Here is a 12,744-nt window from a genome sequence, read left to right on the forward strand (position 1 = left end):
ACCGTCCACGTCGTCACGGTCGACGGTCAGGTCATCGGCGAAGTGCCGGTCGCCAGTGGCGTCGGGCACGTACTTCACAGTGACAACGATCCTCAAGCTCATTCTTGTTCTCCTTGCGTGGCGGGTCAGGTACCGCTCGATGCCTGCGGACGCCAGAACAGCGCCAGCAGAGCTCCCGTCCCGAGGACCGCGGCGCCGAGCGCCACGCCGGCACCCGGCCAGCCGGTCAGATCGATGTCCGTGGCCGTGTCCACCGCGTACTTGCCGGGCCCCCAGGCCGCGAGTGCCAGCGAGAACACGGCGAGGACCAGGACGTACTCGTAGCCGTCCTTGAAGACGAAGAAGCCGTTGCGGCGGTGCGCGAGGAGGCCCGCGACCAGCATCACCGAGATGACGGCCGCGCCGGCCAGCGAGGTGAACAGCCCGGCGGCCAGCAGCATGCCCGCGCCGATCTCGGTGAGCACGCTGAGCCAGGCCTGCAGGCGGGGTCGGCGCAGCCCGAGTCCGGCGAACCAGCGCGCGGTGCCCTCGATGCCACCCCCGCCTCGCCAGTGGTTCCAGCCGTGCATGGCCATCACCGCGCCCAGAGTCAGGCGTACCAGCAGCAGAGCGGCGTCGCCCGCCTCACTCATGTCGTTGCTCCTCGAAGGGCAGGTCCCGACACGCCGAGGGCACATTCCTCGACGAAGGCCAGGACGCTGAGGTGGTAGGCGAGGGCGGTGTGCCCCACGCTGATGTTGTGACCCGCGCCCGCCTGTTCGGCCGTCACCACACGGGGTGCCGAGGTGAAGAGGGAGGCGAGGTCGGCGAGGGCCTCGGGGCCGCTGCGCCATACCTCTTCGTGCTCGCTGAGGGTGATGTGGACGGGGACGTGGACACGGGCGGCGACCTCGACGATCTCCTCCCGCCAGGTTTCCCGATGGCGCATCTCGTAGGCCGGCGTGGGCGAACCGATGCGGGCGCCGCCGTACACGTCGGCCGGATAGGCGTCCGGCGGTTCCCACACGCGCAGCCGTGGCCGGGGGCCGCTGGGATCGCGCCGCCATTGATCGAGGGCCTCGCGCCTCCGCCAGTGGGGTTCGCGGCCCATGCCGGCCAGTTCGAGGCCGAGCACGCCGGCACCACGCGGGTCCGTGGCCATCCGCAGGGCGGGTTGGCAGCCGGCCGAGTGTGCCCACAGGAAGAGTCCCCGGCCGCGCTCGCTGTCCTCCAGCAGTGCGTCGACCGCTGCGAAGAGGAGGTCGGTGCGCGACTGGTGGGTGGGCAGGTCCTCGTCGTGGCCGGCCGAGCCGCCGTATCCGGGGCGGTCGACGGCGACGACGGTGAAGCCGAGGGCCGCCGCGGTACGGAGCAGCGAGAGGCGCGGGTGGCCGGGGTGGTCGAAGTAGACGGAGGAGGTGGCGGCGCCGTGCAGGGCGACGATCACCGCCTGCGGGCGTGGGACTTCGGCCACCAGGGCGGAGACGGGTATGCCCCCCGGACGGACGGTCCGCCGGTCCACGTCGGCGCCGGGCCAGGTGGCGGCGAGGCCGGGTTCTGCTGTGGTCATGTGGCGCTGCGCGTCCTTCCAGGATGCCGGAGGTGCGTTCGGCCTTCAGCGCCCGCGCCGGACCTGGTTGAAGGGGACGTCGCGGTCGGTGGCATGCTCGCGGGGCATACCGAGGATCCGTTCGCTGATGATGTTGCGTGCCATCTCGGTGCTGCCGCCGCCGAGCTGGGCCGCCTGGCGGAACAGGTAGGACACGCCCACCTCGCGGGTGTCCGGGCCGTCGGGGGCGGACATCGCCGCCGTCGGGCCGGCGAGTTCCAGGGCGATCTCGGCCTGCCGGGTGGCGCTCTCGCCGTGGAAAAGGCGGATGAGTGAGCCCGCCGTGGGAGGCATCTTCTCCGCGCGCATGCCCGCAGCGACCCGCTCGACCAGGTGCCGGTGGATGACGCCGAGGGCGTGCGCCTCCGCGATCAGCTCACGGGCGTACGGGTCATCCGCCCGGCCGGTGCGGTTCGCCAGGTCGATGAGCATGTCGATCTGCGGCCCCCGGCTCCTCGCGGTCCGGACGCCGCTGAAGTAGGGGGAGCCGCCGCCGACGGCGTTGCGCTCGTGGAAGAGCTGGCGTGAGGCGACCGCCCAGCCGCCGCCCACCTCGCCGACCACTGCGGAGGCCGGGACCACGACGTCGTCGAAGAACTCCTGGCAGAACTCGTCGCCGCCGTTGACCTGTTTGATGCGCTCGACGTGGACGCCCGGCTGGTGCACCTTCATCAGGAACATCGTCAGTCCCCGGTGCTTGGGCGCGTCCCAGTCGGTGCGGGCGAGGCACAGCGCGTAGTCGGCGGCGTAGGCCCCCGAGCTCCAGGTCTTCGAGCCGTTCAGGATGAAGACGTCACCGTCGCGCTCGGCGCGCGTGGTGGCTCCGGCGAGGTCCGAACCGCTGTCCGGTTCGGACAGGAACTGCACGAGCACCTCGTCGCCGCGGAGCGCCGCCGCCAGATGCTCGCGCTTCTGTTCCTCGCTGCCCATGTCGAGGATCGTCGGGCCGCAGATGGTGAACGTCGGCACGTTCAGCAGCATCGGCATCTCGTAGCCCGCGGCCTCCTCGTTGAAGGCGCGCTGGTGCTCGGGGGTGAGGCCGAGACCGCCGTACTCCCTCGGGTAGCAGATTCCGGCGAAGCCACCCGCGTAGATCTTGCGCTGCAGGGCGCGGGCGCGCTGCCAGGCAGCCTCGTCATGGGCCATGGGGCCCGTGGCCTCCTCCTCGGCGGGCAGGTCGGCGAGGCGCCGCAGGTTCGCCGGGATCCACTGGCGGGCCCGCAGGCGGAAGCTCTCCACGCTCTCTCTGCCGGTGACGTCCGGTGCGGCCGTGGTCGTCGCGGTCATCTCGGGTCTCCTCAGACGTTCAGCAGATCGGCGATACGGCGGCGATGCACGGACGGCGTGCCCCAGCTGAGCCGGTTCACCGTGGCCCGGCGCAGGTAGATGTGGATGTCGTGCTCCCAGGTGACTCCCAGGCCGCCGTGCAGCTGGACGCAGTCCTGGATGATGTCGGTGGCGCGCTGACCGATGTAGGACTTCGCGACGCTGACGAGCTCTCCGGCATCGGAGCGGCGGTCCTGCACCGCCTGGGCGGCGGCGGCCATCGTCGCCTGGCCGGATTCCGACCACAGGGTCATGTCGGCCATCCGGTGCTTGAGCGCCTGGTAGGAGGCGAGCGGCCGGCCGAAGGAGTAGCGGTCGAACATCCACTGCCGGGTGAACTCCAGCACGCGCTCGACGGCGCCGACGAGTTCGGCGCACTGCAGCAGGACGGCGAGCTGGAACTGGCGCTCGACGGCGGCCTCGGCGGCGCCGGCGGCGCCCACGAGCGCGGTCGCCGGGACGCGTACACCGGCGTAGTGGACGCGCGCGAAGCCGCGCACCATGTCGAGGCTCTCCAGCCGGAGGACGGACAGGCCGTCGGTGTCGCGGTCCACGACGAACTGGCTCAGCCCCTCCGGGGTGCGGGCGAGCACGAGGAACGCGTCCGCGTCGGCGCCGTCCTCGACCGCGTCGTGGGTGCCGTGGAGGACGTATCCGTCCCCGTCGGGTCGCGCCTCGATCGCGCCCGCTTCGGGGTCCCAGCCCCGTTCGGGAGCGCAGCAGGCCCAGGCGGCGACCGCCGAGCCGTCGAGCAGCCTGCCGAGAAGTCCGGCGTGCCGGTCCGCGTCGGCCGACTCGGCGAGGGCCGCGGCGACGACGTTGACCGCGGCGAGCGGCCCGGGCGCGCAGCCGCGTCCGAACTGCTCGGCGATGATCGTCGCGTCGACGACACCCTCGCCGGAGACGCTGCCGCCGCCTGCCTCCTCGGGCACGAGGAGCGAGGTCCAGCCCAGTTCCGCCCCGCGCTGCCAGACACGCCGGTCGAACGAGCGGCCCTCGTCGTGCAGCGCGCGGACCACGCCGAGCGGGGCGGACTTCTCCAGATAGTCCACCGTCGCCGTCTGCAACAGGCGCTGGTCGGCGGTCAGTTCGAATCTCATGACGGCACCTTTGTCCTCCCGAGGATGTACCGCGAAGCCGACGGTCACGTGCACCCGAGTTACCTTGACCGGCAGTCTACACGCCATTACGGTAATGCATACCGTAAAAGCAACGTGCAGCCCGTGAAGGTGTGCGGGCCAGCACGCCGTCCGAGCACGGGGAGCGCCGGAGATGGCCATCTCGCCGCATTTCGACTCGCCCCAGCAGGTCGCGGACCGGCTGCGCGGTACGGGCTATGTGCCCAGTCCGCGCATCACGGGCGTCGTGCATCTCGCCGAACGCCTCGGCAAGCCCGTGCTCGTCGAGGGGCCGGCCGGCACGGGCAAGACCCAGCTGGCCAAGAGCGTCGCCGACTCCTGCGGTCTGCGGCTGATACGGCTGCAGTGCTACGAGGGCCTCGACGAGGCGAAGGCCCTGTACGAGTGGGACTACCGCAAGCAGCTGCTGCACATCGCGCGGGCCGGCGCGGACGGTTCCGAGAACGAGTTGTTCGACGAGCGTTTCCTGCTCACCCGTCCGCTGCTGGAGGCGATCCGTTCCGAGGAACCGGTCGTGCTCCTCGTCGACGAGGTCGACCGGCTCGACATCGAGACCGAGGCACTGCTGCTGGAGGTGCTGTCGGACTACCAGGTGTCGATTCCCGAGCTGGGGACCCTGCGGGCGCGCTCCACGCCCCTGGTCTTCCTCACCTCGAACAACAGCCGGGAGCTGTCCGAGGCGCTCAAGCGCCGCTGTCTTTACTTGCACCTCGGCTACCCCACGGTGGAGCGAGAGCGCGACATCGTGCTGGCGCGGGTGCCCGGCATCGACACGGTCCTCGCCGACAGGGTCGGTCAGCTGGTGCGGTCGTTGCGCTCACTGGAGTTGAGGAAGAAGCCGTCCGTGGCGGAGACCCTGGACTGGGCGCGCACCCTCGTCCTGCTCGGTGCGGACGACGTCACGGGCGAACTGCTCGCCGACACCCTGCCGGTGCTGCTGAAGAACGAGAGCGACATCGATCTCGCCCTGAAGGAGTTCGGCGAGTGAGGCCGCCTACCGGGGCGTCACTCCCCGTCGAGGAAGCGGAGCACCACGTCGAGGCATCCGATGTCACTCGGCAGCGAGAAGTGATCGACGCCCTTCAGCACGACCCGCGAGCAGTGCGGTATCGCCGCGGCGATCAGCTCGGCCGGGCCACCACGGTCGGCGCCGCCTTCGACGACCAGGCAGCGCGCGGTGATTTCGGCGAGATCGCCGGTCCCCGCACGCGGCTGCCTCGACCGGGCGAACGCGGCGACCGCCCCCCGGTCGTTGCCCGCCGTGTCGACCAGGCGCCGCATCAGCCGCGGTATGCCGTCGACGGGCTCCTCGTCGGATTCGAGAGCGTCCGCGACGGCACGCGTCCCGGGGTCTCCCCCGCGGTTCCCGGGCAGACCGCCGTCCGTGACGCCGAGCAGGGCGACGGATCCGAAGGCCTCCGGCTTCCTCGCCGCCGCGACCATCAGCGCGAAGCCGCCCGCCGAGAATCCCACCGCGTCGACAGGAGCGATACCGGCCGCTGCTTCGAGCAGCACCTCCGGCGCCGGGCGCGTGGGGTCGCCGGTCCGCCCGCCGACCCCGTGACCGGGCAGTTCCACTCCGACGACCTCACGCCCACTCTCGCGCAGGAGGTCGGCCCAGCCGGGGGTCACCCAGTTGTGCTCGTACGACGAACCCATGCCGTGGATCAGCAGTACCGGACGATTGTGCATGCGATTACTGTAATGGCTTCGGGACCGCCTTCGAGGGTTGAGTCGTGACCCTGATCGCCACCCTCGACCGACTTGTCGACGAACTGCGCGCCGTCGGCGTCCCGGTCTCGGTGTCGGAGAAGGTCGACGCCGCCGCCGCGCTGGGCCCGGTCGGCCTTGCGGACCGCGAGGCGTTGAAGGACGCTCTCGCGGTCACGCTGGTCAAGTCCGCCGACCACCTCAGCGCCTTCGACATGGTGTTCGATGTCTACTTCGGAGGCGTCGACCAGAGTCGCCTCGGGCCGGGTGAGCTGGACGACGACACCATCCGTCGCCTGCTCGTCGAGACGATCGAGGCCGGTGAGGACGGGTCCCTGCTCCAACGCCACCTCGCGCGCGTGCTCGTCGACCGGCATGCGGGTATCCAGCCGGGCCGCGCCGTGGCCGGCACGTACTACCTGTTCCGTGCGATGCGCGCCCTCGACGTCGATCACGTGACCGCCGCCCTCGTGCGGCGGGCTGGGGAGCGCACGCCGGCCGCCTTCGCCGACCCGCTCCCCCGCCGCCTGTTCCTGGAGGACGTCGAACGGCGGCTCGCCGCGTTCCGGCTGGAGGTGGAGGCGGAGATCCGGCGCCGGCTCGTGGCCGATCGCGGTGCCGACGCCGTCGCCAGGACCCTGCGGCGACCGCTGCCGGAGGACGTCAACCTCCTCACCGCCGCCACCGCGGAACTGCCCGCCCTGCGCGACACGATCCAGCCGCTGTCCCGCAAGCTCGCCGCCCGCCTGGTCCAACGCCGTCGGCACGGCCGCCGTGGCAGGATCGACGTCCGCCGGACCATGCGCGCCTCGCTCTCGACCGGCGGCCTGCCCGTCGAGCTGCGCTATCACCCGCCGCGCCCGGCCAAGCCCGAGCTCGTCGTGCTCGCCGACATCTCCGGATCGGTCTCGACCTTCGCGATGTTCACCCTGCAGCTCACCTACGCGCTGCGCACCCAGTTCTCACGTGTGCGCTGCTTCGTGTTCGTGGACGGACTCGACGAGGTCACCGACCTGATCGAGCGGTCGGCGAACGTGCTGGAGGTGGCGAGCGAGATCAACCGGCTCGGGCTCGGCGTCCGGCTGGACGGCCGTTCGGACTACGGCAACGCGCTGGAGACCTTCTGGCGGGATCACGCCCGTGACCTGCGTGCCCGCTCCACCGTGCTGGTCCTGGGCGACGCGCGCACGAACCACCACGCACCGCGCGCCGACGCGCTCGCCAGGATCGCCGGCAGCTGCGGGCACCTGTTCTGGCTCAACCCCGAGTCGCGGGCCGCGTGGGACAGCGGCGACTCCGTCATCGGCCGGTACGCCCGCTCCTGCGACGAGGTCGTGGAGTGCCGCAACCTGCGGCAGCTGCGCGCCTTCGTCGAACGCCTCGCCTGAGCCACCGCACACCGTCCCCGCCACAGACCGAAGAGAGGTGACCGCATGGCACATGACGCACTGCGCCGTCTGGATCCGTCGCCGGACGAGAACCAGATCGCGGTCCGCGACGCCTTCGCGGACTTCTTCAGCAACGAATCACCCCCGTCCGTCGTACGCGCCGCGGAGCCGCTGGGCTTCGCCGCCACGCTGTGGCGGCGGCTGGCCGGCCTGGGCATCGCCTCGATGAGCCTGCCCGGGTCCGCCGGTGGCGACGACGCCACGCTGGTCGACCTGGTTCTCGTCGCCGAGGAATGGGGCCGCACCCTGGCCCCCGTGCCCCTGGCCAGTCACGTGACCGCCACCCGGCTGCTCGCCGCGACCGGCGCTCCGGCCGACGTCGTGCACTCCGCCGCCCAAGGTGAGCGTCTGGTCACGCTCGCCCACACATCCGCTCGGGCAGGAGCCGCCCAACTGGTGCCGGACGCCGCGGTGGCCGCCGATGTGATCGCCCTGGACGGCGACGAACTCGTGCTGTTCTCGATGCCCGAGCCGGCCAAGCACGTCCCCAACCAGGGCTCGACTCCGCTGGCCTGGTGGGTGCGGGACGACGACGCCACCCGCACCGTACTCGCCTCGGGCGAGGCGGCACTTGCCGCACACACCGCGGCCGTCGGCGAATGGAAGCTGCTCACCGCCGCCGCACTGGTCGGCATGACCGAGGCCGCGCTCGCTCTTGCCGTCGAGTTCGCCAGGACCCGCGAGACGATGGGCGTACCGATCGGCACCTTGCAGGGTGTCTCCTTCCCGCTGGCCGACGTGGCGATCGCGGTCTCCGGGGCCCGCAACTACGTGTACAAGGCCGCCTGGACGGCCGACCACGAGCCGGGCACCCGGCCGGAGCTTCCCCTCATGGCGTTCGACGCGGCACGCCGGACGGCCACCCACGGCACCACCACCGCGGCGCACCTGCAGGGCGGCCTCGGGTTCACCGTCGAGGCCGACGCCGGCCTGTACTTCCTGCGCGCCAAGGGCTGGAGCGCGCTCGCCGGCGACCCGGGCGCCGACCTGTCGGTCATCGGAGAACGGCTGCTGTCCACCCGGCGGGGCTGAGGCCGCCGCTCGTCTCACCGTCGCACGCCCTCTACGCCTTCCAAGGAGGCTTCCATGGACTTCGGGCTCGTCGCACTCACCCCCGAGCAGGCGGCGTTCGCCGCCGACGTCCGGCAGTTCCTCGACGAGATCGTCACCGACGACGTACACGTGCGCGAGCGCGAGACCGGTGACGGCTTCAACGCCGAGGTGCACCTGGCGCTGGCATCGCGCGGCTGGCTGACGCCCGGCTGGCCGGTCGAGGAGGGCGGTGCCGGCCTCGACCCGGTGTGCCGCCGGATCCTCGAACTGGAGCTGGAGCGCCGCCGCACCCCGATGGTCACCGCGAACGTCACGAACATGATCTGGAAGGCGGTCGACCGTTACGCCGAGCCGGACCTGCGCGACGACCTCAAGCCGAAGGTCGCCGCCGGCACCGTCCGCCTCTGCCTGGGCTACACCGAACCGGACGGTGGCTCGGACATCGCCGCGGCGAAGGTGCGGGCGGTCCGTGACGGCGAGGAGTGGGTCGTCAACGGTTCGAAGATGTTCACCACGGGCGCGCACAACTGCCAGTACACCTTCCTGATCACGCGGACCGACCCCGAGGCCCCCAAGCACCGCGGCCTCACCATGTTCCTGGTCCCCCTCGACCTACCCGGCGTCGAGATCCAGGGGATCCGGGCCTTCAGCGGCGAACGCACCAACATCGTCTACTACGACGACGTCCGTGTCCCCGACCGCTACCGCCTGGGTGCTGTCAACGACGGCTGGTCGGTGCTCAGAGGGCCTCTGGACGAGGAGCACAGCATCGGCCTCGACGGCGGTGGCCTGAGCGACCTCTCGATCGGCCACGGCTTCATGCGGGTCCTCGAACCGGCCCTCGACGCCGCGATGGAGTGGGCGCTGACCGAGCGGCCGGACGGCAGCCGCCCCGCCGACGACCCGAGCGTCGTGACCCGGCTGGCCCGGATCGCCGTGGACCTGGAGTGCGCGACACTCACCCCGGGGCCGATGGGCCGGGTCAGGGGATCCGACGTCCTGGTCGAGGCGGCGGCCGACCTCGTGGACCTGCTGGGGCCACTGGGGCTGCTGGCGCCGGGGACCGATGCCGCGCCCGGCGACGGCGCCGTCGACCACGCCCACCGCTTCGCCCAGGGCACCGCCACGTACGGCGGCACCGTCGAGGTGTTCCGCACGATCATCGCCCAGCACGTGCTGGGCCTGCCCCGCCCGACGTACCCCGGCAGCAGGACGTTCCTGCCGGCCGGGCGCCGTAACCCCTCAGGAGCAGTGCAGTCATGACCGACACCACGAACACCGCGGACCCCGACGTGCCGACCCGCGTCTCCGACGAGATGCGGACGGCCATCGGCCGCACTCTGTCCCGCCGGGTCTCCTTCCCCGTCTCCGAGTCCGACATCCGCCGCTGGGCGCTCGCCGTCTACTATCCCGAAATCCCGCCCGAGCGCTTCATCAACGCCGAGGCCGCCGCGAAGTCCCGGTACGGCGGGATCACCGCGCCGGAGGACTTCAACCCGTTCGCCTGGCTGGCGGCGGAACAGCCCACGGCGCCGACCGAGGCTGAGGAAAACGACCCCAACTCCGTGGAGCGCAGGCTCGGCGTCACACCGCCGCCGTTGAGGTTCCAGCTCAACGGGGGCATGGAAGTCGACTACGGCGTGCCGATGCGGCCGGGCGACGTGATCACCTCGGAGAACCGGCTGGTGTCCTACTCCGAGCGTCCCGGCCGGCTCGGCCTGATGCTGTTCACCGTCACCGAGGACACCTGGACGAACCAGCACGGCGAACTCGTCAAGCGCGGCCGTATGACTCTCATCCGCTACTGAACGCGTCGAGGAACCATGACCACCATGCTCAGTCCGGCCGTCGGCGACAGCCTGCCGGAGTTCACCCGCACGACAGACTTCGCCCACTGGAACCGTTACGCCGCCGTCAACGACGAGTTCGTCCCGATCCACATGGACGACGAGGCCGGACGTGCCGCCGGCCACTCCGGGGCCTTCGGGATGGGCAACCTGCAGTGGGCCTACCTGCACAACGTGCTGCGCGACTGGCTCGGCGAGTCCGGCCGTATCGTGTCGCTCCGCTGCCGCTTCAGTGCCGTCAACACCCGCGGCATGACCGTCACCGCGCGGGGCACAGTCACCGCGGTGCGTGTCGAGGACGGCCTGCGCATGGTCGATCTCGACGTGTGGACCGAGGATCAGGACGGCAACAGGATCGCTCCCGGGACCGCCGTCGTCGAGCTCGATGACTGACGCCTGACGCCGAACGCGCTGGGCCCGCCCCCGATCACGGGGCGGGCCCAGCGCGTTCCTTGTGCCCGGTCAGCGCACCAGCGGGTCGCGTGGCAGGCCTAGCAGGCGTTCGGCGATGACATTGCGGGTGATCTCGGAGGTGCCTCCCGCGATCGTCAGGCACCGGTCGAACAGGTATTCCGTGGCGATCTCCGGTGCCTCCCCGGTGACACCGGCCGTGCCGCACAACCGCAGCGCCAGCTCGCTCACGCGCTGCGCGTGCTCCGCCGACAGCAGCTTCGTCACGTTGCCCTCCGCGCCCGGCCCCGCGCCGACGACGGCACGCGTCGCCTGCCGCAGGTTGATCACCCGCATCGCCTGCTCCTCGACGACGAGCCGGGCGATCGCCCGCCGGCTCTCGACGTCGACCGCGTTGTTCCGCTCCGCGAGGTCGATCAGTTCGAACGCCGACAGGCGCTCGGCCGACCCGCCGCCGATCGTCACCCGCTCGTTGCCGAGGGTGGCCCGGGCGACCTTCCAGCCCCCGTTGGGCTCACCGACGACATCGGCGTCGGGCACGAACACGTCGTCGAAGAAGACCTCGTTGAACAGCGCGTCACCAGTGATCTCGCGCAGCGGCCGGATCTCCACGCCGGGCGCGGTCAGGTCGACGACCATGGCCGTGATGCCCTTGTGCTTCGGCGCCTCCGGGTCGGTCCGTACCGTGACGAGGCCGCGGTTGCAGGCGTGCGCGTTGCTCGTCCACACCTTCTGGCCGTTCACCCGCCAGCCGCCCTCGACGCGCTCGGCGCGGGTGCGCACGGCGGCGGCGTCCGAGCCGGCGTTCGGTTCGCTGAACAGCTGGCACCACTGCAGTTCGCCGAGCAGGCTCGGCCGGATCCAGCGTTCGATCTGCTCCTGGTCCGCGGTCTGGGTGAGCGTCAGCAGCACCCACCCGCCGATGCCGAGCGAGGGCATCTCGATCTCGGCCAGCTCGTCCTCCAGGACGAGCTGCTCGACCGCGCCCGCGCCACGTCCGAACGGCGCGGACCAGTGCGGTACCAAATATCCGGAGGACACGAGCAGGGCCCGGCGTTCCTCCTCCGGGGTCGTGCGGTAGTCCTTGAGGAAGGCACGGGCCTCGGCGCGATAGGCCTCGGCCTCCTCCGGCAGGTCGAGCGCGAACTGCCGCCGCAGGCCGGCCTGTGTGGCCTCGTGGACGTCGTCCTCGTCCGACCCGCAGGCGGCTACCACTGCCCGTAGCGCCGCAGCACGCCGGAGGTAGAGGTGGGCGTCGTGCTCCCAGGTGAAGCCGATGCCGCCGAGGATCTGGACGGCCTGCTGCGCGCACTCCTGGTAGCTCCGCAGGGACATGCCTGCCGCCGCCGCTGCCGCCAGGTTCGCCTCGGCCCGCGTCGCCGCCCCGCGGGCGGCGTCCCAGGCGAGCGCCGTTGCCAGCTCGACGGCGACCAGCATGTTCGCCAGGTGGTGTTTGACGGCCTGGAAGCTGCCGATGGTACGGCCGAACTGCTCGCGCACCTTGGCGTATTCCAGCGCGAGTTCCAGGCAGCCCCGGGCCCCGCCGGCGGCCTCGGCGGCGGCCAGCGTCCGGAACTGCGCGACCGCCGGGCCGAGGGCGCCGGCGAGGACGTGGCCGTCGGCCGGGACGAGCCCGGTGACGGAGACCTTGGCCAGCCCCAGCGACGGGTCCAGGCCCTTCACCGCGACCACGTCGACCGCGGCGGCGGGTGTCACCAGCAGGTCCTCGCCGGCCGCGAGGAGGAGCACGTCGGCCCATCTGCCGGCGAGCACCGTCAGCTCGCCGCTGTACGCGCCGTCGTCGTCACGGATCAGTCCGGCCGCGAGGCCGAGTCCGGCGACGGCCGAGCCGTTGCCCAGCCGGGTGACGATCCCGCGCAGCGCGTCACCGCCGGCCTCGGACAGGACCCCGGACGCGGTGGCGGTGGCCAGCAGCGGGCCGGGGGTGATCGCACGGCCCAGTTCGTCGACGACGACGGCGAGTTCGGGCATCCCGAAGCCGGAGCCGCCCACCTCTTCCGGCAGATGCAGGCCCAGCCAGCCCAGGTCGCCGATCCGCTTCCACGTCTCGGGCACGGCAGGGGCGTCGGCGTCGAGTGCCGCCCGCGCGCCGCTGCTGACCCGCTGGTCGGCCACGAAGGAGCGAACGACGTCCGCCAGTGCCTGGTGTTCCTCGGTGATGGCAAGCCCCATCGGGCGACTCCTCGATACCGGGACCGGCC

General features: G+C 71.7%; 12 protein-coding genes and 1 pseudogene. 6 read left to right on the top strand and 7 right to left on the bottom strand.

What is annotated here, in order from left to right:
• From ACIQVL_RS50545 to ACIQVL_RS50565, 5 genes and pseudogenes are all read right to left on the bottom strand, one after another.
• Positions 1-102: pseudogene (locus tag ACIQVL_RS50545) on the bottom strand (electron transfer flavoprotein subunit beta); the annotation flags it as partial.
• Positions 103-125: 23 nt separating this feature from the next.
• Positions 126-632 (bottom strand): DoxX family protein, encoded by a 507-nt coding sequence (locus tag ACIQVL_RS50550; RefSeq protein ID WP_403479159.1) that lies wholly within the window; start codon positions 630-632, stop codon positions 126-128.
• The gene (locus ACIQVL_RS50555) at positions 629-1,549 is read right to left on the bottom strand and encodes an alpha/beta hydrolase (protein ID WP_403479160.1); all 921 of its coding nucleotides are present in this window, start codon (positions 1,547-1,549) and stop codon (positions 629-631) included. The genes ACIQVL_RS50550 and ACIQVL_RS50555 overlap by 4 nt, the downstream gene beginning before the upstream one ends.
• 45 nt (positions 1,550-1,594) lie before the next feature.
• Complete coding sequence (locus tag ACIQVL_RS50560) at positions 1,595-2,875, bottom strand: acyl-CoA dehydrogenase family protein (protein WP_403479161.1); 1,281 nt, start codon at positions 2,873-2,875, stop codon at positions 1,595-1,597.
• 11 nt (positions 2,876-2,886) lie between these two features.
• Entirely contained in the window at positions 2,887-4,014 is a 1,128-nt protein-coding gene (locus ACIQVL_RS50565; RefSeq protein ID WP_403479162.1) for an acyl-CoA dehydrogenase family protein, read from the bottom strand.
• Between the two features lie 172 nt (positions 4,015-4,186).
• Between ACIQVL_RS50565 and ACIQVL_RS50570 the strand changes: the two genes are divergently transcribed.
• Positions 4,187-5,041, top strand: a complete 855-nt coding sequence (locus tag ACIQVL_RS50570) for an AAA family ATPase (protein ID WP_403479163.1) — start codon at positions 4,187-4,189, stop codon at positions 5,039-5,041.
• Positions 5,042-5,058: 17 nt separating this feature from the next.
• Here the strand turns inward: ACIQVL_RS50570 and ACIQVL_RS50575 are convergent, their stop codons facing one another.
• Positions 5,059-5,745, bottom strand: a complete 687-nt coding sequence (locus tag ACIQVL_RS50575) for an alpha/beta fold hydrolase (protein WP_403479164.1) — start codon at positions 5,743-5,745, stop codon at positions 5,059-5,061.
• Positions 5,746-5,789: 44 nt separating this feature from the next.
• Between ACIQVL_RS50575 and ACIQVL_RS50580 the strand changes: the two genes are divergently transcribed.
• From ACIQVL_RS50580 to ACIQVL_RS50600, 5 genes are read left to right on the top strand one after another with little or no spacing between them, the layout of a single operon-like run.
• Positions 5,790-7,151 carry a VWA domain-containing protein gene (locus ACIQVL_RS50580; protein WP_403479165.1) on the top strand — a complete coding sequence of 454 codons (1,362 nt, stop codon included), beginning with the start codon at positions 5,790-5,792 and terminating at the stop codon, positions 7,149-7,151.
• Between the two features lie 45 nt (positions 7,152-7,196).
• Positions 7,197-8,243 (top strand): acyl-CoA dehydrogenase family protein, encoded by a 1,047-nt coding sequence (locus ACIQVL_RS50585; RefSeq protein ID WP_403479166.1) that lies wholly within the window; start codon positions 7,197-7,199, stop codon positions 8,241-8,243.
• 54 nt (positions 8,244-8,297) lie between these two features.
• On the top strand, positions 8,298-9,527 hold the full coding sequence (locus ACIQVL_RS50590) for an acyl-CoA dehydrogenase family protein (RefSeq protein WP_403479167.1): 1,230 nt from the start codon (positions 8,298-8,300) through the stop codon (positions 9,525-9,527).
• Positions 9,524-10,072 carry a MaoC family dehydratase N-terminal domain-containing protein gene (locus tag ACIQVL_RS50595; RefSeq protein WP_403479168.1) on the top strand — a complete coding sequence of 183 codons (549 nt, stop codon included), beginning with the start codon at positions 9,524-9,526 and terminating at the stop codon, positions 10,070-10,072. The genes ACIQVL_RS50590 and ACIQVL_RS50595 overlap by 4 nt, the downstream gene beginning before the upstream one ends.
• 15 nt (positions 10,073-10,087) lie before the next feature.
• Entirely contained in the window at positions 10,088-10,504 is a 417-nt protein-coding gene (locus ACIQVL_RS50600; RefSeq protein WP_403479169.1) for a MaoC/PaaZ C-terminal domain-containing protein, read from the top strand.
• A gap of 69 nt (positions 10,505-10,573) precedes the next feature.
• Here the strand turns inward: ACIQVL_RS50600 and ACIQVL_RS50605 are convergent, their stop codons facing one another.
• Positions 10,574-12,715 carry an acyl-CoA dehydrogenase gene (locus ACIQVL_RS50605; RefSeq protein ID WP_403479170.1) on the bottom strand — a complete coding sequence of 714 codons (2,142 nt, stop codon included), beginning with the start codon at positions 12,713-12,715 and terminating at the stop codon, positions 10,574-10,576.
• Between the last annotated feature and the right edge of the window lie 29 nt (positions 12,716-12,744).

Origin of the sequence: Streptomyces sp. NPDC090499, assembly GCF_044769305.1 — a bacterium.
GTDB lineage: Bacteria > Actinomycetota > Actinomycetes > Streptomycetales > Streptomycetaceae > Streptomyces.